Source organism: Melaminivora sp. (genome assembly GCF_032059615.1).
Lineage (GTDB): Bacteria > Pseudomonadota > Gammaproteobacteria > Burkholderiales > Burkholderiaceae_C > Melaminivora.
Genome location: NZ_DAMCAM010000053.1, coordinates 1 through 20,092, shown reverse-complemented (window position 1 = coordinate 20,092; position 20,092 = coordinate 1). Strand labels below are relative to the sequence as shown.

Genomic DNA, 20,092 nt, shown 5'->3' with positions numbered 1-20,092 from the left:
TCGAGATCCGCCGCCAGGGCAAGCCGGTCGATCCGGCGCGCTACCTGCCCGCGCGCTGACCGGACCGCGGCGGACATGGCTGCTGGCGGGCCACCAGAGTCCGAAGACGAGGAGGGCGCCGACCCCGCCTGCGCCGGCGAGGAGGCGTCCGAACTGCGGGAATTCATCGTTCCCGCGCCGCTGCACCAGCAGCGGCTGGACAAGGCGCTGGTCGAGCTGGTGCCCGAACTCTCTCGCAGCTACCTGCAGCAGCTGCTGGCGCAGGGCGCCGTGCAGTGGCAGGGCGGCCCTGCGCCCAAGCCCGCACACAAGGTGCGCGCGGGCGAGCGCCTCACCCTGGAGATGCGCCCGACGCTGCAAAGCCAGGCGTTCCGTCCCGAGGCGCTGCCCATCGACGTGGTGCATGAGGACGAGCACCTGCTGGTCGTCAACAAGCCCGCGGGCCTGGTGGTGCATCCCGCGCCTGGCCACTGGAGCGGCACGCTGCTCAATGCCCTGCTGGGGCGCGACGCGCGCGCTGCCGGGGTGCCACGCGCCGGCGTCGTGCACCGGCTGGACAAGGACACCAGTGGCCTGATGGTGGTGGCCCGCACGCGCGCCGCCATGGACGCGCTGGTGCGCATGATTGCCGCGCGCGAGGTCAGCCGCCAGTACCTTGCGCTGGCCTGGGGGCAGTGGCGTGGCGCGGAGCAGCGGCGCGTGGATGCGCCCATCGGCCGTGACCCGCGCCAGCGGCTGCGCATGGCGGTGGTCGACCTGGCGGCGAATGCAGGCAAGCCGGCGCGCACCGACTTCCAGCTGCTGGCGCAGGGGCAGGAGGCCTGCCTCGTGCAGTGCACGCTGCATACCGGACGCACGCACCAGATTCGCGTGCACATGGCGTCCATCGGGCATCCCCTGGTGGCCGATGCCCTGTACGGCGGGCGGCCGGGCGCGGGCCTTGCGCGCCAGGCGCTGCACGCGTGGCGGCTCGCGTTCGAGCACCCGGTAACGGGCGGGGTTCTGCAATTCCATGCGCCGCTGCCCCAGGACATGCAGGCAGCACTCGATCTGTGGGGCCTCGGCTACAATCGCCTTTTTGCCGCGTGACGTTTCGCGGCTCAGCCAGGCTCTCGCTTCGCTGCCCCTCTTTTCGCCGTGCCTGGGAAGGCGCGGCCCGAGCCACCCGCCCGCCTGCCGGTGTGCCCCTATTTCGCAACTGTCGCACCATGAACCCGGTGGATGCCAAGCGCGTCCTGGAGACCGCCTTGCTCTGCGCCAGCCAGCCGCTGTCGCTGCGCGAACTGCGCACTCTGCTGGAGGGCGCGCTTGATACCGAGACGATCAGGAAGCTCCTGCAGGAACTGCAGGGCGACTGGGATGCGCGTGGGGTCGAACTTGTGGCGCTGGCCAGCGGCTGGCGCTTCCAGAGCCGGCCCCAGATGCGCGAGTACCTGGACCGGCTGCACCCGGAGAAGCCGCCGCGCTACACGCGCGCCGTGCTGGAGACGCTGGCCATCATTGCCTACCGCCAGCCGGTCACCCGGGGCGACATCGAGGAGATCCGCGGCGTCACGGTCAACAGCCTGATCGTGCGGCAGCTGGAGGACCGGGGCTGGGTGGAGGTAGTGGGCCATCGGGAAACCGTGGGCCGGCCGGCGCTGCTGGCCACGACCAGACAGTTCCTCGATGACCTGGGCCTGCGGTCCCTGGACCAACTGCCGCCGCTGCAGGACCTTTCCCAGCGGGCGGACATGCACGACATGCTGGCGGGGCTGCTGCCCGCGCACAACGGAGATTGACACCATGAACCAAGCCCCCAGGCGCCCGCGCAAGCCGCGCCCCCCGTCGCAGGACCGGACGCAGTCCCGGGCGCAAGGCGCCCCGCGCCCGTCGCGCAGGCCGGCAGGCGAGCGTCTGCCTGAGCCTGTACCGGAGCCCGCGCCCGCGGCCGCGGCCGACGGGAACCAGCTGCCGGCCGGGCAGGGCTACTACTTCGAGGACGTGGTCTCGGGCCAGCTCGACCAGGATGAGACGGGCGAAGCCGCTGCCATCACCAAGCGCGTGCTGGAGCCGCACGTGGAAAGCCCCAAGCTGCACAAGGTGCTGGCCCAGGCGGGCGTCGGCTCGCGCCTGGAGATGGAGCAGCTCATCGTCGAGGGCCGGATTTCGGTCAACGACGAGCCGGCGCACGTGGGCCAGCGGGTGCAGTATGGCGACCGCATCAAGGTCAACGGCCGGCCGATCCGCCTGCGCATCGAGCCGCCGCCGGCGCGGGTGATCGCCTACCACAAGCCGGTGGGCGAGGTGGTCACGCACGACGACCCGCAGAACCGCCCGACGGTGTTTCGCAAGCTGCCGCGCCTGGCGCATGGCAAGTGGCAGTCGGTCGGGCGGCTGGACCTGAACACCGAGGGTCTCCTGCTGCTGACCAGCTCGGGCGAGCTGGCCAACCGGCTGATGCACCCCCGCTTCGGACTGGAGCGCGAGTACGCCGTGCGCGTGCTGGGCGCCCTGAGCGACGAGGAACGCCAGCGGCTGCTCGACGGCGTGCAGCTCGAGGACGGCACAGCGGCTTTCGGCTCCATCGAGGACGGGGGTGGCGAGGGCGCGAACTGCTGGTACCGGGTGACCATCTCCGAAGGCCGCAACCGCGAGGTGCGGCGCATGTTCGAGGCCGTGGGCCACGCCGTCAGCCGGCTGATCCGCATCCGCTACGGTGCCATGCAGCTGCCGCGCGGCTTGAGGCGCGGCGCCTGGCTGGAGCTCGACGACCGCGACATCCAGGCCCTGATGCGGGCTGCCGGAGCCGAGGTGCCGCGCACCGAGGGGCCGGCACGCAGCCGCGGCGGACGTGGCGCCGTCGACAGGCCCCAGCGCAAGGCAGCGCAACCCCAGAAGCCCCTGGCGGCGCCCCGCGCCCGCGGCCCGCGACAGGAGCCGGGGCCCGGGCCGGCGGGCAGCCAGCAGCCCGACCCGCTGAAGACGTCCGTGGGCTACATCGGCGCAGACAGCCTGGCGCGCCAGCGTCAGCGCCAGAAGACGCGCGGCAGCGGGCAAAAACGTGGCGGCCGTTGAGGGCTGGCAGCAAAGTTAAAATTGCCGGTTTTGCCTGCCGGCGAAAAACAACCCGAACCCTTTCCAAGGAAAAACCATGGCCATCGAACGCACCCTCTCCATCATCAAGCCCGACGCCGTCGCCAAGAACGTCATCGGCCAGATCTACGCCCGCTTCGAGGCTGCCGGCCTGAAGGTTGCCGCAGCCCGCATGATCCATCTCTCGCGCGCCGAGGCCGAGCAGTTCTACGGCGTGCACAAGGAGCGTCCCTTCTTCAAGGACCTGGTGGACTTCATGATCTCCGGCCCGGTGATGGTGCAGGTGCTGGAAGGCGAGAACGCCATCCTGAAAAACCGTGAACTGATGGGCGCCACCGACCCCAAGAAGGCCGAGGCCGGCACCATCCGCGCCGATTTCGCCGACAGCATCGACGCCAACGCCGTGCACGGCTCGGACGCTGCCGAGACGGCGCAGGTCGAAATCGCCTTCTTCTTCCCCGGCCTGAACATCTACGCCCGCTGATGGGCCCAGGGCGCTGCCCGGCAGCGCCCTGGCAACGGATGGCCGGAGCGTGGAACCTATCGAGAACGTCATGAGCATCAGCCTGCTGGACCTGGACCTGGACGGCATGACCGCCTTCTGCGAGCAGCTGGGCGAGAAGCGTTTTCGGGCCACGCAACTGTTTCGCTGGATCCACCAGCGCGGCGCGAGCGACTTCGACCAGATGACCGATCTGGCCAAGTCGCTGCGCGAGAAATTGAAGGGCCGCGCCCATGTGGCGGCGCTGCCGGTGGTGCAGGAGCATGTCTCGGCCGACGGCACCATCAAGTGGCTGTTCGACGTGGGCGGCGGCAATGCCGTGGAGACGGTGTTCATCCCCGAGGACGACCGGGCCACGCTGTGCCTCTCCTCGCAGGCCGGGTGCGCCGTGGGCTGCCGCTTCTGCTCGACCGGCCACCAGGGCTTCAGCCGCAACCTGACCGCGGGCGAGATCGTCGCCCAGCTCTGGTTTGCCGAGCATCAGCTGCGCGCGCGCCGCGGCACCAGCGAGCGCGTCATCTCCAACATCGTCATGATGGGTATGGGCGAGCCGCTGCAGAACTACGGCGCGCTGGTGCCGGCGCTGCGCACCATGCTCGACGACCACGCCTACGGCCTGTCGCGCCGGCGCGTCACCGTGTCCACCTCGGGCGTGGTGCCCATGATCGACCGCCTGGCGCAGGACTGCCCGGTGGCGCTGGCGGTCTCGCTGCACGCCCCCGAGGATCCGCTACGCGACAACCTGGTGCCGCTCAACCGCAAGTACCCGCTGGCCGAGCTGCTGGGTGCATGCCGGCGCTACCTGGATCATGCGCCGCGCGACTTCATCACCTTCGAATACTGCATGCTCGACGGGGTCAACGACCAGCCCGAGCATGCGCGCGAGCTCATCGCCCTGGTGACGGGCGCCGCGGGCATGCCCGCCGTGCCCTGCAAGCTCAACCTGATTCCCTTCAATCCCTTTCCCGCCTCGGGCCTGCGGCGCTCGCCGCCGGCAGCCGTGGCGGCGTTTGCCCGCCTGCTGAGCGATGCCGGCATCGTGACCACCGTGCGCAAGACTAGGGGCGACGACATTGACGCGGCCTGCGGCCAGCTCGCTGGCGACGTGCAGGACCGCACGCGGGTGGGCGAGCGCATGGCCAAGCTGCGCACCATCCCCATCAAGCCGGTGGCATGACCCAGCGCGTGTGCATCGGCAAGACGATTCGGCCGGCGAGCGGCGGCACGGGGCAGCATCCGGCCCTGCCGCCCGCAGCCCTGCGCAGGGGCGCGGCGGCCTGCGCGCTGGGCTTGCTGGCCCTGCTGTCCGGCTGTGCCCAACAGGGCCGCTCCCCGGATGGCGCGGACGCTGCGGCCCTGCACAGCGACAGCGAAGCACGCCGGCGTGCACACATCCGGCTGGAGCTGGCGGCCAGCTACCTGCAGCGCGGGCAGAACGCCGTGGCGCTGGAGGAGGCGGGTCAGGCCCTGGCGGCCGACCCGGGCTTCGCCGATGCCTGGCACCTGCGCGGCCTGGTGCACATGGCGATGGGCGACGAGGAACAGGCCCAGGCCGATCTGGAGCGCGCCCTGGGCATGAGGCCGCGCGACCCCGACATCCTGCACAACCTGGGCTGGCTGCAGTGCCAGCGCAGCCAGTACGCCCGCGCCAACCAGCTCTTCGAGCGCGCGCTGGCCGTCCCGACCTATGCCCTGCGGGGCAAGACCCTGCTGTCGCAGGGGCTGTGCCAGCAACGCGCGGGCCAGGACAGTCAGGCCGAGCAGACCTTGCAGCGTGCCTACCAGGTCGACCCCGCCAATCCGGCGACGGGATACCACCTCGCGGCTCTGCTGTTCGCCCAGGGGCAGAGCGAGCGTGCGCAGTTCCACGCGCGCCGCGTGAACAATGGCGAATTTTCCAATGCCGAGTCGCTGTGGCTGGGCATCAAGATAGAGCGGGCCCTGGGCAACGGCGTCGCCATGCGCCAGTTGATGGCGCAGCTGCGCAAGCGCTTTCCCGAGGCCCGGCAGACGCAGGCACTGGAGCGGGGGGCGTTTGATGAATGACACCAGACAAGAAACTGCCTGGATGGAGGGAGGCGCAGAGCCACAGGCCCGGGGCGTGACCGCCGGCCGCCTGCTGGCGCAATTGCGTGAGGCAGCGGGCCTGCATGTGGCCACCCTGGCATCCATGCTCAAAGTGCCGGTGGCGCGCCTGGAGGCCCTTGAGGAGGATCGCTACGACACCTTCCCCGACACGGTCTTTCTGCGCGCCGTGGCCGCCAGCGCCTGCCGCGCGCTCAAGGCCGATCCGGCCCCGGTCCTGGCCCTGCTGCCGGGCGGCCAGCCGGCCCAGCTGCGCGTGGGCGAGGGCATCAACGCCACGTTCCGCGATTCCGTGCCGCGCGGCGGCCTGGGCGGCCCCGCAAGTGGTGCCCCCCGCTCGCGTACTCTGGTCGTGGCAGTGGTGGGGTTGCTGCTGGCGGCCGTCGCCGTGGCGCTCTGGCCGGTGCGGGACGGTGGGCGCAATCCGCTGATGGACTGGCTGCCCTCCGCGGGCAACGAGGAAGCGGACGCGGCCCGGCCCGTGCCTGCGCCGTCCAATCCCCCGGAGCAGCAGGCCGAACCCCAGGCCGCCGCCCCGGCTGCCCAGGCCCCCGCGCCCCCGGTGACTGGCACCGACACGCCGCCCACCCCGGCAGCGCCCGGGGCGCAACCGCCTGCCGCGACGGTGGCTGCCACCCCGGCGCCTGCCGTGACGACGGCCTCCGGCGCCACCCTGGCGCAGGCCCCGGTCGAGACCCTGGTGCTGCGCGCACGCGCGCCCTCGTGGGTGCAGGTGCGGGCGGCTGGGGGTGCCGTGGTGCTGCAGAAAATCCTGGCCGAGGGCGAGAGCGCACCCGTGCCCGGTACGCCCCCCTGGTCCGTCGTGATTGGCAAGGCCGACGCGACGGAAGTGCTGGTGCGTGGCGCGCCCCTGGACCTCAAGCCGCTGACCCGCGACAACGTGGCGCGTTTCGAAGTGAAATGAACATGACCGACCCTGTCACCCACGAGCATGCTCCCATCCCCCTGGCCGCCCCCATGCCCCGGCGCACGCGCCAGGCGCGGGTCGCATGGGGTAGCCGCGTGGTCACCGTCGGCGGCGATGCGCCGGTGCGCATCCAGTCGATGACCAACACCGACACGGTGGACGCCATCGGCACCGCCATCCAGGTCAAGGAGCTGGCGCAGGCGGGCTCGGAGCTGGTGCGCATCACCGTCAACACGCCCGAGGCGGCCCAGGCCGTGCCCCACATCCGCGAGCAGCTCGACCGCATGGGCATCGACGTGCCGCTGGTGGGCGACTTTCACTACAACGGCCACCGGCTGCTGACCGAGCATCCGGACTGCGCCCAGGCGCTGTCCAAGTACCGCATCAACCCGGGCAACGTGGGCAAGGGCGACAAGCGCGACCGCCAGTTCGGCCAGATGATCGAGGCCGCCGCGCGCTGGGACAAGGCCGTGCGCATCGGCGTCAACTGGGGCAGCCTAGACCAGGAGCTGCTGGCCAGCCTGATGGATGCCAACAACCGCCGCGCCCGGCCGCTGGATGCGCGCCAGGTCATGTACGAGGCCCTGATCACCTCGGCCATCGATTCGGCCCGCCTGGCCGAGAGCATGGGGCTGGCGGGCGAGCAGATCATCCTGTCGTGCAAGGTCAGCGGCGTGCAGGACCTGATCGCCGTGTACCGCGAACTGGCGCGCCGCTGCGACTACGCGCTGCACCTGGGCCTGACGGAGGCCGGCATGGGCACCAAAGGGACGGTGGCCTCCAGCGCGGCGCTGGCCATCTTGCTGCAGGAGGGCATCGGCGACACCATCCGCGTCTCGCTCACGCCCCAGCCGGGCGAGGCGCGCACGCAGGAGGTGGTGGTCGCCTCCGAGATCCTGCAGGCGCTGGGCCTGCGCAGCTTCGTGCCGAGCGTCACCGCGTGCCCGGGTTGCGGGCGCACCACCAGCACCACGTTCCAGGAGCTGGCCAAGCAGATCGACGACTACCTGCGCGCACAGATGCCTGTGTGGCGCGCACGCTACCCGGGCGTGGAGAAGATGAAGGTCGCCGTCATGGGCTGCATCGTCAACGGCCCGGGCGAGAGCAAGCACGCCGACATCGGCATCAGCCTGCCCGGCACGGGCGAGGCGCCGGCGGCGCCGGTGTTCATCGACGGCGAGAAGGCCCTGACGCTGCGCGGCGAGCGCATCGCCGAGGAATTCCAGGCCATCGTGCAGGACTATGTGGCGCGGCGCTTCGGCGGCGTGGCCGCCTGAACTATCAAAATAATAGCTGCTGGCGCTTGACTGGCAAGCGCTAGAGCCCGATTTCATTCAAAACTTATAGAACAACGAGCAAGATGCAGAAGCTGGTCGCCATCAAGGGCATGAACGACATCCTGCCGCCCGAGTCGGCGCGCTGGGAGTGGCTGGAGGACAAAGTGCGCTCCCTCATGGCGCGCTACGCCTATCGGAACATCCGCACTCCCATCGTCGAGCCCACGCCGCTGTTCGTGCGCGGCCTGGGCGAGGTCACGGACATCGTCGAGAAGGAGATGTACTCCTTCGAGGACCGCCTCAACGGCGAGCAGCTCACCCTGCGCCCCGAGGCCACGGCCGGCGTGGTGCGTGCGGTGGTCGAGCATTCCATGCTGTACGAAGGTGGCAAGCGCCTGTACTACATGGGTCCTATGTTCCGCCACGAGCGGCCCCAGCGCGGACGCTATCGCCAGTTCCACCAGATCGGCGCCGAGGCGCTGGGCTTTCCGGGCGCCCACGCGGATGCCGAGCTGATCTTGCTGGCGCACGCGCTGTGGCAGGAGCTGGGCCTGCAGGACGTGCGGTTAGAGCTCAACAGCCTGGGTCAGCCCGAGGAGCGCAAGGCCCACCGCGCGGCCCTCATCGCCTACCTGGAACAGCACCAGGAGGTGCTAGACGAGGACGCGCGCCGGCGCCTGTACAGCAACCCGTTGCGCATCCTGGACACCAAGAACCCCGCCATGCAGGCGATGGTCGAGGGCGCGCCCAAGCTCATGGACTTCCTGGGTGAAGCCTCGCTGGCCCACTTCGACGCCGTGAAGGCGATCCTGGACGCCAACGGTGTGGCCTGGCGCATCAACCCGCGCCTGGTGCGCGGCATGGACTACTACAACCTGACGGTGTTCGAGTTCGTCACCGACCGCCTGGGCTCGCAGGGCACCATCTGCGGCGGCGGGCGCTACGACTACCTGATCGAGCAGATCGGCGGCAAGAGCGCCCCGGCCGTGGGCTGGGCCCTGGGCGTGGAGCGGGTGCTGGAGCTGCTCAGGGAGCAGCACGCCGCGCCGCCCGCCTGCGCCTGTGACGCCTACGCCATCGTGCCCGACGCGGCGGCGCTGCCGCAGGTCATGGCCGCGCTGCAGCGCCTGCGCGCGCTGGGCGTGTCGGTGCAGATGCACGCGCCTGCCGGGGCGGGGGAGGGCATGGGCTCGATGAAGTCGCAATTCAAGAAGGCGGACGCCAGCGGCGCGCGCTTTGCCCTGGTCTTCGGCGCCGACGAGCTCGCGCGCGGCGCCGTCACCGTCAAGCCTTTGCGCGACGCGGGCGCGCAGACCGAGCAGCCCCTGGCATCCCTGGCCGACTGGGCTGCCACCCTACAATCGCCGCGCTGAACGACACACGGATCCACATGGCCAACAACTTCGACCTGCAGGAGCAGGAACAGCTTGAGGAACTCAAGCACTTCTGGAAGACCTGGGGCAACCTCATCACCTGGGTGCTGATCGTCGTCATGGGCGCCATCGCCGCCTGGAACGGTTGGCGCCTATGGCAGGGCCGGCAGGCCCAGCAGGCCACGGGCCTGGCCGAGGCCGTGGAGTCGGCCGCGCTGGCGGCAGACGCCAGCCGCGTGCAGCAGGCCTTCGAAGAATTGAAATCCGGCTACGGCGGCACGGTGCAGGCCGGCCAGGCCGGTCTGCTGGCCGCCCGCACGCTGGCTGAAGCCGGCAAGGCCGACGAGGCGCGCGCGGCGCTCGGCTGGGTGGCCGACAAGGCCTCCGACGAGGGCCTCAAGGCGCTGGCGCGCCTGCGGCTGGCGGCGCTGCTGGTCGAACAGAAATCCTATGACGAGGCGCTGGCCCAGCTGTCTGCCGGCATGCCTGCGCAGTTCGCGGCGTTGCTGGCCGACCGCAAGGGCGACGTGCTGGCACTGCAGGGCAAGAAGACCGAGGCGGTGGAGGAATACCGCCGCGCCTGGAAGGCGCTGGACGGCCGCATCGACTACCGCCAGCTCGTGGAGGCCAAGCTCAACGCCCTGGGCGTGGAAACCGTGGCGGCAGCCGCCACGACGGGAGGAGCCCAATGAAGACCATGCGCTTTGCGCGACCGGCCGCGGTCGCCGCTGCCCTCGCGGGCCTGATGGTCCTCACGGGCTGCTCGAACCTGGGCAGCCTGCCGCTGATCGGCGGCTCTTCGCGCCCCAAGCCGGCCGAGCTGGGCCCCAACGTGCCGGTGCTGGGGGTACGCCAGGCCTGGACCACGCAGATCGGCAGCACCCAGGGGCTGGCGCTGGATGCGCGCGTGCTCGGGCACACCGTGCTGCTGGCGTCCGCCGCCGGCGACGTGGCGGCCATCGACGCGCGTACCGGGGGCGATGTATGGCGCGCCCACCTGGGCACCCCCCTGGCGTCGGGCGTGGGCAGCGACGGCCGCTGGTCGGCCGTGGCGACGCGCTCCAGCGAGGTCATCGCCCTGGACGGCGGGCGCGAGATCTGGCGCAAGCCCGTGTCCTCCCAGGCCTATACAGCACCGCTGGTGGCCGGCAACCGCATCTTCGTGCTGGCGTCCGACCGCTCCGTCACCGCCTTCGACGCCGCCACCGGCTACCAGCTGTGGCGCCAGCAGCGCCCGGGCGAGCCGCTGATCTTGCGCCAGGGCGGTGTGCTGATGGCCTTGGGCGACACCCTGGTGGTCGGCCTGTCGGGCCGCTTGGTGGGCTTCAACCCGGACAACGGCAGCGTGCGCTGGGAAGCTCCCCTGGCCAGTCCGCGCGGCACCAACGACGTGGAGCGCCTGGTGGAGATCGTCGGGCGCACCAGCCGCATTGGCGACAACCTCTGCGCGCGCGCCTACCAGGCCAGCGTCGGTTGCATCGACGCGCGCCGCGGCAGTGTGCTGTGGACGCAGCAGGCCAGCGGTGGCGAAGGCGTCGATGGTGACGAGGAGATGCTCTTTGGTACCGAAGGCAACGGCACGGTGCTGGCCTGGCGGCGCGCCGACGGCTCGCGCGCCTGGTCGTCCGATCGCCTGCAATGGCGCAAGCTCACCGCGCCGCTGGTGCTGGGCCGCTCCGTCGTCGTGGGCGACGACACGGGCCTGGTGCACCTGCTCTCGCGCGACGACGCCTCGCCCCTGAACCGCCTGGCCACCGACGGCTCCGGCATCGCCGCAGCTCCGGTGGTCGCCGCCGATACCCTGGTGGTCGTGACGCGCAAGGGTGGCGTCTTCGGTTTTCGCCCCGAATGATGACGGCGCCCGCATCCCTTGAAATTGCAACCGAAGGAATGACACCATGAAGCCGGTCATCGCCCTGGTGGGCCGGCCCAACGTCGGCAAGTCCACCCTGTTCAACCGCCTGACCAAGTCGCGCGACGCCATCGTTGCCGACTTCGCCGGCCTCACCCGCGATCGCCACTACGGCAACGGCCGCCTGGGCAAGCGCGAGTTCATCGTCGTCGACACCGGCGGCTTCGAACCCGATGCCGCCAGCGGCATCTACCGCGAGATGGCGCGCCAGACGCAGCAGGCCGTGGCCGAGGCCGACGTGGTCATCTTTGTTGTTGATGTCCGCGCCGGCGTCTCGGCGCAAGACCACGACATCGCCACCTACCTGCGCCGCCTGGGCAAGCCCTGCGTGTTGACGGGCAACAAGGCCGAGGGCATGCAGGAGAGCGCCCATCTGGCCGAGTTCTACGAGCTGGGCCTGGGCGAGGTGCTGCCGGTTTCGGCCGCGCACGGGCAGGGCGTGCGCAGCCTGGCCGAACGGGCACTGGACGCCATCGGCTGGCAGCCCGAGGAAGAGGGCGACGGAGACGCCGAAGCGCGCAACGTCATTCGCCTGGCTGTGGCCGGGCGGCCCAACGTGGGCAAGTCCACCCTCATCAACACTTGGCTGGGCGAGGAGCGCCTGGTTGCCTTCGACCTGCCCGGCACCACGCGAGACGCCATCTCGGTGCCGCTGGAGCGCCAGGGCCAGAAGTTCGAACTGATCGACACCGCGGGCCTGCGCCGCAAGGGGCGGGTGTTCGAAGCCATCGAGAAGTTCTCCGTCGTCAAGACGCTGCAGGCGATCGAGTCGGCCCACGTGGTGCTGCTGCTCATCGACGCCACGCAGGGCGTGACGGACCAGGACGCGCACATCGCCGGCTACATCCTTGAAAGTGGTCGTGCCGTGGTCGTGGCGGTGAACAAGTGGGATGCGGTCGACGACTACGAGCGCCAGCTGCTCGAGCGCTCCATCGAGACGCGGCTGTCGTTCCTCAAGTTTGCGCCGATGCATTTCATCTCGGCCATTCGCCGACAGGGCCTGGGGCCGTTGTGGACGTCGCTGCTGCAGGCCTACAAGGCCGCCAACTGCAAAATGCCCACGCCGGTGCTCACGCGGGTGCTGCTGGAGGCCGTGCAGTTCCAGAGTCCCAAGCGCTCGGGCATGTTCCGGCCCAAGCTGCGCTATGCCCACCAGGGCGGCATGAACCCGCCGGTCATCGTGGTGCACGGCAATTCGCTCGAACACGTGACCGAGGCCTACAAGCGCTTCCTGGAGGGACGGTTCCGCAAGGAATTCAACCTGGCCGGTACGCCCCTGCGCATCGAGATGAAGACCAGCAGCAACCCCTACGCGGACAAGAGTGGCAGCTGATTCCCCGGGCCCTGCAAGGGCGCAAGGCTGTGGTAAGGTGCTGCACCACAACAACACTTCTGAACACGGAGAATATCGTGAGCAATAAAGGTCAGCTGTTGCAAGATCCCTTCCTCAACGCCCTGCGCCGCGAGCATACGCCGGTGTCCATCTACCTGGTCAACGGCATCAAGTTGCAAGGTCAGATCGAGTCCTTCGACCAGTACGTGGTGCTGCTGCGCAACACCGTGACGCAGATGGTCTACAAGCACGCCATCTCGACCATCGTTCCGGGTCGTCCCGTCAATTTCTCCACCGCCGAGGCCAGCGACTCCGGCGAAGCCGGCGCGGCCGAAGCCCGGTGAGCCTGGCGGCAGCACATCGCTGCCCTGGGGTGCAACCGCCAAGCGCAACACGCACCTGCGGTCTTGAATCCTTCCCTAACCCCTTCTGATGGCCACGCCGCGCCGGTTCTTCTGGTCGGCGTGGATTTCGGCCTGCCTCATTTCGACGACGAGCTCGAAGAGCTGGGCCTGCTGGCGCAGACGGCCGGTCTCGACCCCGTTGCACGCCTGACCTGCAAGCGCAAGGTGCCCGATGCGGCGCTCTTCGTGGGCAGCGGCAAGGCCGACGAGATCCGCCTGCTGGCGGAGATGCACGGCGCCCAGGAGGTGTTGTTCGACCAGGCGCTGAGCCCGGCGCAGCAACGCAACCTGGAGCGCCACATCGGCCTGCCGGTCAACGACCGGACCCTGCTGATCCTGGAGATCTTTGCCCAGCGCGCGCGCAGCCACGAGGGCAAACTGCAGGTCGAATTGGCACGCCTGCAATACCTGTCCACCCGCCTGGTGCGCCGCTGGTCGCACCTGGAGCGCCAACGCGGCGGCATCGGCACGCGCGGCGGCCCGGGTGAGCGCCAGATCGAGCTCGACCGGCGCATGATCGACGATGCCATCAAGCGCACGCGCGAGCGCCTGGTCAAGGTCAAGCGCCAGCGCGGCACCCAGCGGCGCCAGCGCGAACGCCGCGAGACTTTCAACATCTCCCTGGTCGGCTACACCAATGCCGGCAAATCCACGCTGTTCAACGCGCTGGTCAAGGCGCGTGCCTATGCCGCCGACCAGCTCTTTGCCACGTTGGACACCACCACGCGCCAGCTCTACCTGGGCCAGGACGTGGGTTCGGTGTCGCTGTCGGACACCGTGGGCTTCATCCGCGACCTGCCGCACGGCCTGGTCGATGCCTTCGAAGCAACCTTGCAGGAGGCGGTCGACGCGGACCTGCTGCTGCACGTGGTGGACGCGGCCAATCCGGGCTACCCGGAGCAGATTGCGCAGGTCCAGGCGGTGCTGACCGAGATCGGCGCCGCCGACATTGCCCAGCTGCTGGTGTTCAACAAGCTCGACGCCATTGCCGAGCCGTCCCGTCCGGCGCTGCTGGAAGACTGCTACGAGCTGGGAGGGCGCCCGGTCCCCCGCGTCTTCGTGAGCGCCCGCACCGGCACGGGCATGCCAGCCCTGCGTGAGCAGCTGGCCCGCATGGCACTGGCCGGCCGTGCCGCGAGCGATGCCATGCCCCCTCCGCCCGGGCCTGAATTGGCGGACCCCGCAGGCTGATTGGGCACAATGGCGCTTGCTTTTTTGCGTCTTTAGAGAACAAGAGAATCCGCGCATGAACCTACCTGACCGCTCCTCGCGCTGGGCCCTGCTGCCTGCGCGCATCCGGGGGGTTTTCAATCTCAACGACCCGCGCTGGGGCCGTGGCGATGATGGCAACGACGGCAATTCGCGCCCCGAGCCGGAACGGCCGGGCGACAACCGCCCCCAGGGCGGCCGGGGCCGCGACAGCAACCAGGGCGGAGGGCAGCCGCCCGACCTCGACGAGCTGTGGCGCGACCTGAACCGCAAGCTCGGCGGCCTGTTCGGCGGGCGTGGCGGCGGCGGGGGAGGGCGTGGCCAGGCACCTGGCCCGCTGGGCGGCGGAGGCTTTCAGCCCGACATGAAGAATGCCGGCGTGGGCCTGGGCGTGATTGCCGCGATCGCCGTGCTGATCTGGCTGGGCACGGGTTTCTTCATCGTGCAGGAAGGCCAGCAGGCCGTCATCACCCAGTTTGGCAAATACAAGAGCACAGTGAGCGCCGGCTTCAACTGGCGCCTGCCGTATCCCATCCAGCGCCATGAGCTGGTGTTTGTCACGCAGATCCGTTCGGTGGACGTGGGGCGCGACAGCATCATCAAGAGCACGGGCCTGCGCGAGTCGGCCATGCTGACCGAAGACGAGAACATCGTCGAGATCAAGTTCGCCGTGCAATATCGTCTGAACGACGCGCGCGCCTGGCTGTTCGAGAGTCGCAACCCGGCCGACGCCGTGGTCCAGGCCGCCGAGACGGCGGTCCGTGAGGTGGTCGGCAAGATGCGCATGGACTCGGCCCTTGCCGAGGAGCGTGACCAGATCGCGCCGCGCGTGCGCAAGCTGATGCAGTCCATCCTGGACCGCTACAAGGTGGGTGTCGAGGTCGTGGGCATCAACCTGCAGCAAGGCGGGGTGCGCCCGCCCGAGCAGGTCCAGGCGGCATTCGACGACGTGCTCAAGGCAGGGCAGGAGCGCGAACGCGCCAAGAACGAGGCCCAGGCCTACGCCAACGACGTGATCCCGCGCGCGGTCGGCACGGCCTCGCGGCTGGGCGAGGAGGCGGCTGCCTACAAGGCGCGCATCGTCGCCCAGGCCCAGGGCGATGCGCAGCGCTTTTCCTCCATCCTGACGGAATACCAGAAGGCCCCCCAGGTCACACGCGACCGCATGTACCTGGAGACCATGCAGCAGATCTACGGCAACGTGACCAAGGTGCTGGTGGAGTCGCGCCAAGGCTCCAACCTGCTGTATCTGCCCCTCGACAAGATCATGCAGAGCGTCACGCAGAACCCGCCCGCCGCCAGCGGCGCGGACGCGTCTTCTGCCGCGCCCGGTGCCGGGCCGTCGCCTGCTGCGGCCAATGCGCCGGCGCTGCCGGGCGACTCGCGCCTGCGTGACGCGGGCCGCTCGCGCGAGCGCGAGACACGATAGGAGTTTGCCGAGTGAACAGAATCGGATTTCTTGCCGCCAGCGTGCTGGTGGCGCTGGCCTTGCTCAGTTCCATGCTCTTCGTGGTCGACCAGCGCCAGTTCGGCGTGGTCTATACCCTGGGGCAGATCAAGGAAGTCATCACCGAACCGGGCTTGAATTTCAAGCTGCCGCCGCCGTTTCAGAACGTGCGCTACATCGACAAGCGTCTGCTGACGCTCGACAGCTCTGACACCGAATCGATGTTGACGGCCGAGAAGCAGCGCGTGGTCATCGACTGGTACGTGCGCTGGCGGATCACCGACCCGTCGGAGTACATCCGCAACGTGGGTCTGGATGAGGGCGCCGGCGCCCTGCAGCTCAACCGCGTGGTGCGCAACGCCTTCCAGGAAGAGGTCAACCGCCGCACCGTGCGCGAGCTGCTGTCCACCAAACGTGATGCCCTCATGTCGGACGTCAAGCGCGAGGTGCTGGAGGCCGTGCGCGGCGCCAAGCCCTGGGGTGTGGACGTGGTGGACGTGCGCATCACGCGCGTGGACTACGTCGAGGCCATCACCGAGTCCGTCTATCGCCGCATGGAGGCCGAGCGCAAGCGCGTGGCCAACGAGCTGCGCTCCACCGGCGCTGCCGAGGGCGAGAAGATTCGTGCCGACGCCGACCGCCAGCGCGAGATCGCGGTGGCCAATGCCTATCGCGATGCCCAGAAGGTCAAGGGCGAGGGCGATGCCGAGGCGGCGCGCACCTACGGCGAGGCCTTCGGACGCGATCCGCAGTTCGCCCAGTTTTACCGGAGCCTGGAGGCCTACAAGTCCAGCTTCAGCCGCAAGAGCGATGTCATGGTCGTGGACCCGTCTTCCACCGAGTTCTTCAAGGCCCTGCGCGGTTCGGGCTCCGCCGCCCGCGCCGGCCAGTAAGCACAGCGGGCCGCGGGCGTGGACTGGTCGGGCAACTGGCTGGCGGCGCTGGGCATGGTCCTGGTGATCGAGGGGCTGCTGCCCCTCCTCTCGCCCGCGGGCTGGCGCCGCATGTTCATGCAGGTGTTGCGCTTGCGCGACGGGCAGATCCGCTTTTGTGCATTCCTGAGCCTGCTGGCCGGGGTGTGCATGCTCGCGCTGCTTGCCTGAACAACGGCCCGGGCGCGGCGCCGCAAAGGGCGGCGCCCGAGTCGATAGAATCCCTTTTTCAACAGCCTTCCCTCTTCCATGTCCGCCTGGGTCCTGCCGGATCACATTGCCGATGTGCTGCCCTCCGAGGCCCGCCACATCGAAGAACTGCGCCGCGGCCTGCTCGATACGGCGCGCAGCTACGGCTATGAGCTGGTCATGCCGCCGCTGCTGGAGCACCTGGAATCCCTGCTCACCGGCGCAGGCGAGGCCATGGACCTGCAGACCTTCAAGCTGGTGGACCAGCTGTCGGGCCGCTCGCTCGGCCTGCGCGCCGACACCACCCAGCAGGTCGCACGCATCGATGCGCACCTGCTCAACCGCGGGGGGGTGACGCGGCTGTGCTACTGCGGCCCGGTGCTGCATACCCGCCCGGACCGGCCCCACGCCACGCGCGAGCCGCTGCAGTTCGGTGCCGAGATTTATGGCCACGCCGGGCTCGAGGCCGACATCGAGGCCGTCCAGCTGGCGCTGCAGTGCCTGCGCGTGGCGCAGGTGAGCGATGCCAGCGTCGATCTGGCCGACGTGCGCATCGTGCGCGCCCTGCTGGCGGGGGTGCCGGTCGATCTGGCAATGCTCAATCAGGTGCATGCAGCGCTGGCTGCCAAGGATGCGAGCGAACTGGCGGGCCTCACACGCAAGTTTCCGGCCGCCTCGCGCGAGGGTCTGCTGGCGCTGCTGCAGCTGTATGGCGACGAGCGCGTGCTGGATGAGGCAAAAATTGCCCTCAAGGCGGCTCCAGGCATCGCTGATGCGCTATCAGATTTGCAAACCATTGCGAGCCACGTGCAGGGCGCGCGGGTGTCTTTCGACCTGGCCGACCTGCGCGGCTACGCCTACTACAGCGGCACGCGGTTTGCGATCTACACGCCCGGAGCCAGCGATGCCCTGGTGCGCGGCGGACGCTACGACGAAGTCGGCGCGGCCTTCGGACGCAACCGGCCGGCCGCGGGTTTCAGCCTGGATGTGCGCCAGTTGGTGGGCGTGGTGGCGCCGCGGCCGCTGCGCGCAGCCATCCGTGCACCCTGGAACTGCAACGGAGAGGCCGGCGCCGCCATCACCGCACTGCGTCAGCAGGGCGAGACGGTCGTGTGCATGCTCTCCGAGCATGGCAGCGAGGTCGATGAATTCAGTTGTGATCGCGAGCTGGTGCAGCTGGACGGGCAGTGGGTGGTGCGCGCCCTCGGATGAGCCCGCGCGGCGCGCCTGCGGGATTTGGTTTTTGAGTTTTGGATCGGATTGGACATGCAGACAAGCAAGGGTCGTAACGTCGTCGTGGTCGGCACCCAGTGGGGCGACGAGGGCAAGGGCAAGCTGGTGGACTGGCTCACCGAGAGCGCGCAGGGCGTGGTGCGCTTCCAGGGCGGGCACAACGCCGGCCACACCCTGGTCATCAACGGCGTGAAGACGGCGCTGCACCTGATTCCCAGCGGCATCATGCGCCCGGGGGTCAAGTGCTACATCGGCAATGGCGTGGTGCTGTCGGCGGCCAAGCTGCTCGAAGAAATCGTCGGTCTCGAAAAGGCGGGGGTCGAGGTACGTTCGCGCCTGCGTGTGAGCGAGGCCTGCCCGCTGATCCTGCCCTTCCACGTGGCGCTGGACGTGGCGCGCGAGGCAGCCCGCGAGCAGGGTGGGGCCGAGAAGATCGGCACCACGGGCCGGGGCATTGGCCCAGCCTATGAGGACAAGATCGCGCGCCGCGCCCTGCGGGTGCAGGACCTGAAGAATCCGGAGCGTTTCGCCGTCAAGCTGCGCGAACTGCTGGCCTTGCACAACCACGTGCTGACCACCTTCCTGGGCTCGCGCGACTTCCAGTTCGGCGAGGCCCTGCAGCCTTATCTGCGGGACGGGGCCGTACAGTTCGACGCGGTCTATGAAGAGGCCATGCGTCACGCCGAGGTGCTGCGCCCCATGATGGCCGACGTCTCGCGCGAGCTCAATGAGGCCCACGCGGCAGGCAGCAATCTGCTGTTCGAAGGTGCCCAGGGCACGCTGCTGGACGTGGACCACGGCACTTATCCTTATGTGACGTCGAGCAACTGCGTGGCGGGCAACGCCGCGGCCGGTGCCGGCGTGGGCCCCAGCCTGCTGCATTACGTGCTGGGCATCACCAAGGCGTATTGCACACGCGTGGGCGGCGGTCCGTTCCCGACCGAGCTGGAATGGGAGAAGCCGGGTACGCCTGGCTACCACATGAGCACCATCGGGGCCGAGCGCGGCGTGACCACCGGGCGCAGCCGCCGCTGCGGCTGGTTCGACGCAGCCCTGCTCAAGCGCAGCGCCCAGGTCAATGGCCTGACGGGGCTGTGCATCACTAAGCTGGACGTGCTCGATGGCCTGTCCGAGCTGTGCCTGTGCGTCGGCTACGAGCTCGACGGCGAGCGCATCGACCTGCTGCCGATGGGCGCCGAGGAGATCGCCCGCTGCATACCCATCTATGAGCGCCTGCCCGGCTGGAGCGAAACCACCGTGGGCGTGACCGACTATGAGGCGCTGCCGGCCAACGCGCGGCGCTACCTGGAGCGTATCGAACAGACGTCCGGCGTGCCGGTTGCGGTCATCTCGACCAGCCCGGACCGCGACCACACCATCCTGCTGCGCAACCCCTACCTGGCGCAGTGAACCCAAATATTTATACAAATATGCTTCAAACCCTTGTGCATCAAGGGGATGAAGCTATGGAAATGGGAGCAAACATGCTGACGGAAGATGGCAAGCACCTCTATGTGAGCTATGACGAATACCACAACCTGATCGAAAAGCTCGCGCTCAAGGTGCATCAGTCGGGTTGGGAGTTCGACACCATCCTGTGCCTGGCCCGCGGCGGGCTGCGCCCGGGCGACATCCTGAGCCGCATCTTCGACAAGCCCCTGGCCATCATGTCCACCAGTTCCTACCGCGCTGAAGCCGGCACGGTGCAGGGGCATCTGGACATTGCACGCTTCATCACGACGCCTAGGGGAGAGATTGCCGGGCGGGTGCTGCTGGTGGACGATCTGGCCGACTCGGGCCATACGCTGAACGCGGTGATCCACATGCTCAAGACCAACTACGCGCCCATCACCGAGCTGCGCAGCGCCGTCATCTGGACCAAGGGTTTCTCGACGTTCACCCCGGATTACTCTGTCGAGTTCCTCCCGACCAACCCATGGATCCATCAGCCGTTCGAGGGTTACGACAACCTCACGCCCGACAAGCTGCTGGAAAAGTGGAAACTTTGAGAGGCTGAGAGAGATTTTTCAACCGGGCCAGATTTTCCGGATATACTGCGCGGCTCGCTCAACGCTTTTGCCGCAATGCGGCTCAACGATGAGAGAGGACGGGAAGAGCGGTCCTAAAAAACTTTCTTCCCCCGGTCTTGCAACTGGCTGGATTTCTGGTGTATAGTTCAAGGCTTCGCTGATC

General features: G+C 69.0%; 19 protein-coding genes and 1 pseudogene. All 20 read left to right on the top strand.

Features of this window, described 5'->3' with window-relative positions:
- The first annotated feature begins 75 nt into the window (after positions 1-75).
- The 20 genes and pseudogenes from RT051_RS11570 (at position 76) to RT051_RS11475 (ending at position 19,908) form a co-directional block, all read left to right on the top strand.
- A complete protein-coding gene (locus RT051_RS11570; RefSeq protein WP_313076788.1) occupies positions 76-1,089 on the top strand; it encodes an RluA family pseudouridine synthase in 1,014 nt (337 codons plus the stop codon).
- 119 nt (positions 1,090-1,208) lie between these two features.
- Positions 1,209-1,751: pseudogene (gene scpB / locus RT051_RS11565) on the top strand (SMC-Scp complex subunit ScpB); the annotation flags it as partial.
- A 34-nt stretch (positions 1,752-1,785) separates the two neighbouring features.
- Positions 1,786-3,057 (top strand): pseudouridine synthase, encoded by a 1,272-nt coding sequence (locus tag RT051_RS11560; RefSeq protein WP_313076785.1) that lies wholly within the window; start codon positions 1,786-1,788, stop codon positions 3,055-3,057.
- Between the two features lie 76 nt (positions 3,058-3,133).
- Positions 3,134-3,559, top strand: coding sequence for a nucleoside-diphosphate kinase (ndk, locus tag RT051_RS11555; protein ID WP_313076782.1), 426 nt, complete (start codon positions 3,134-3,136; stop codon positions 3,557-3,559).
- A 70-nt stretch (positions 3,560-3,629) separates the two neighbouring features.
- Entirely contained in the window at positions 3,630-4,754 is a 1,125-nt protein-coding gene (rlmN, locus tag RT051_RS11550; RefSeq protein ID WP_313076781.1) for a 23S rRNA (adenine(2503)-C(2))-methyltransferase RlmN, read from the top strand.
- Positions 4,751-5,623: a type IV pilus biogenesis/stability protein PilW gene (gene pilW, locus RT051_RS11545; RefSeq protein WP_313076778.1), complete on the top strand. Its 873-nt coding sequence runs from the start codon at positions 4,751-4,753 to the stop codon at positions 5,621-5,623. Before rlmN ends, pilW begins: the two co-directional genes overlap by 4 nt.
- A gap of 55 nt (positions 5,624-5,678) precedes the next feature.
- Positions 5,679-6,587 (top strand): helix-turn-helix domain-containing protein, encoded by a 909-nt coding sequence (locus RT051_RS11540; protein ID WP_313076774.1) that lies wholly within the window; start codon positions 5,679-5,681, stop codon positions 6,585-6,587.
- Positions 6,588-6,589: 2 nt separating this feature from the next.
- The gene (gene ispG / locus RT051_RS11535; RefSeq protein WP_409520598.1) at positions 6,590-7,867 is read left to right on the top strand and encodes a flavodoxin-dependent (E)-4-hydroxy-3-methylbut-2-enyl-diphosphate synthase; all 1,278 of its coding nucleotides are present in this window, start codon (positions 6,590-6,592) and stop codon (positions 7,865-7,867) included.
- A gap of 83 nt (positions 7,868-7,950) precedes the next feature.
- On the top strand, positions 7,951-9,240 hold the full coding sequence (hisS, locus tag RT051_RS11530; protein ID WP_313076770.1) for a histidine--tRNA ligase: 1,290 nt from the start codon (positions 7,951-7,953) through the stop codon (positions 9,238-9,240).
- 17 nt (positions 9,241-9,257) lie between these two features.
- Positions 9,258-9,932: a tetratricopeptide repeat protein gene (locus RT051_RS11525; RefSeq protein ID WP_313076767.1), complete on the top strand. Its 675-nt coding sequence runs from the start codon at positions 9,258-9,260 to the stop codon at positions 9,930-9,932.
- A 5-nt stretch (positions 9,933-9,937) separates the two neighbouring features.
- Positions 9,938-11,092, top strand: coding sequence for an outer membrane protein assembly factor BamB (bamB, locus tag RT051_RS11520; RefSeq protein WP_409520599.1), 1,155 nt, complete (start codon positions 9,938-9,940; stop codon positions 11,090-11,092).
- Positions 11,093-11,138: 46 nt separating this feature from the next.
- On the top strand, positions 11,139-12,485 hold the full coding sequence (der, locus tag RT051_RS11515; protein ID WP_313076761.1) for a ribosome biogenesis GTPase Der: 1,347 nt from the start codon (positions 11,139-11,141) through the stop codon (positions 12,483-12,485).
- A gap of 77 nt (positions 12,486-12,562) precedes the next feature.
- The gene (hfq, locus tag RT051_RS11510) at positions 12,563-12,829 is read left to right on the top strand and encodes an RNA chaperone Hfq (RefSeq protein ID WP_409520597.1); all 267 of its coding nucleotides are present in this window, start codon (positions 12,563-12,565) and stop codon (positions 12,827-12,829) included.
- Positions 12,830-12,892: 63 nt separating this feature from the next.
- Complete coding sequence (hflX, locus tag RT051_RS11505) at positions 12,893-14,080, top strand: GTPase HflX (protein WP_313076757.1); 1,188 nt, start codon at positions 12,893-12,895, stop codon at positions 14,078-14,080.
- A gap of 55 nt (positions 14,081-14,135) precedes the next feature.
- The gene (hflK, locus tag RT051_RS11500) at positions 14,136-15,527 is read left to right on the top strand and encodes an FtsH protease activity modulator HflK (RefSeq protein WP_313076753.1); all 1,392 of its coding nucleotides are present in this window, start codon (positions 14,136-14,138) and stop codon (positions 15,525-15,527) included.
- 11 nt (positions 15,528-15,538) lie between these two features.
- The gene (locus RT051_RS11495) at positions 15,539-16,438 is read left to right on the top strand and encodes a protease modulator HflC (protein WP_313076750.1); all 900 of its coding nucleotides are present in this window, start codon (positions 15,539-15,541) and stop codon (positions 16,436-16,438) included.
- Positions 16,439-16,456: 18 nt separating this feature from the next.
- Positions 16,457-16,648, top strand: coding sequence for a DUF2065 domain-containing protein (locus tag RT051_RS11490; protein WP_313076747.1), 192 nt, complete (start codon positions 16,457-16,459; stop codon positions 16,646-16,648).
- Positions 16,649-16,726: 78 nt separating this feature from the next.
- On the top strand, positions 16,727-17,878 hold the full coding sequence (locus RT051_RS11485) for an ATP phosphoribosyltransferase regulatory subunit (protein WP_313076744.1): 1,152 nt from the start codon (positions 16,727-16,729) through the stop codon (positions 17,876-17,878).
- A 54-nt stretch (positions 17,879-17,932) separates the two neighbouring features.
- A complete protein-coding gene (locus RT051_RS11480; RefSeq protein WP_313076741.1) occupies positions 17,933-19,309 on the top strand; it encodes an adenylosuccinate synthase in 1,377 nt (458 codons plus the stop codon).
- Positions 19,310-19,383: 74 nt separating this feature from the next.
- On the top strand, positions 19,384-19,908 hold the full coding sequence (locus RT051_RS11475; RefSeq protein ID WP_313076737.1) for a phosphoribosyltransferase: 525 nt from the start codon (positions 19,384-19,386) through the stop codon (positions 19,906-19,908).
- The last annotated feature ends 184 nt before the right edge of the window (positions 19,909-20,092 follow it).

Excerpts from the sequence above, each read along its gene's own strand:
- pilW (WP_313076778.1), top strand. The coding sequence starts at position 4,751 with ATGACCCAGCGCGTGTGCATCGGCAAGACGATTCGGCCGGCGAGCGGC.
- RT051_RS11480 (WP_313076741.1), top strand. The coding sequence starts at position 17,933 with ATGCAGACAAGCAAGGGTCGTAACGTCGTCGTGGTCGGCACCCAGTGG.
- hisS (WP_313076770.1), top strand. The coding sequence starts at position 7,951 with ATGCAGAAGCTGGTCGCCATCAAGGGCATGAACGACATCCTGCCGCCC.
- RT051_RS11475 (WP_313076737.1), top strand. The coding sequence starts at position 19,384 with ATGCTGACGGAAGATGGCAAGCACCTCTATGTGAGCTATGACGAATAC.
- bamB (WP_409520599.1), top strand. The coding sequence starts at position 9,938 with ATGCGCTTTGCGCGACCGGCCGCGGTCGCCGCTGCCCTCGCGGGCCTG.
- RT051_RS11525 (WP_313076767.1), top strand. The coding sequence starts at position 9,258 with ATGGCCAACAACTTCGACCTGCAGGAGCAGGAACAGCTTGAGGAACTC.
- RT051_RS11485 (WP_313076744.1), top strand. The coding sequence starts at position 16,727 with ATGTCCGCCTGGGTCCTGCCGGATCACATTGCCGATGTGCTGCCCTCC.
- rlmN (WP_313076781.1), top strand. The coding sequence starts at position 3,630 with ATGAGCATCAGCCTGCTGGACCTGGACCTGGACGGCATGACCGCCTTC.
- ispG (WP_409520598.1), top strand. The coding sequence starts at position 6,590 with ATGACCGACCCTGTCACCCACGAGCATGCTCCCATCCCCCTGGCCGCC.
- der (WP_313076761.1), top strand. The coding sequence starts at position 11,139 with ATGAAGCCGGTCATCGCCCTGGTGGGCCGGCCCAACGTCGGCAAGTCC.
- ndk (WP_313076782.1), top strand. The coding sequence starts at position 3,134 with ATGGCCATCGAACGCACCCTCTCCATCATCAAGCCCGACGCCGTCGCC.
- RT051_RS11570 (WP_313076788.1), top strand. The coding sequence starts at position 76 with ATGGCTGCTGGCGGGCCACCAGAGTCCGAAGACGAGGAGGGCGCCGAC.
- hflK (WP_313076753.1), top strand. The coding sequence starts at position 14,136 with ATGAACCTACCTGACCGCTCCTCGCGCTGGGCCCTGCTGCCTGCGCGC.
- RT051_RS11560 (WP_313076785.1), top strand. The coding sequence starts at position 1,786 with ATGAACCAAGCCCCCAGGCGCCCGCGCAAGCCGCGCCCCCCGTCGCAG.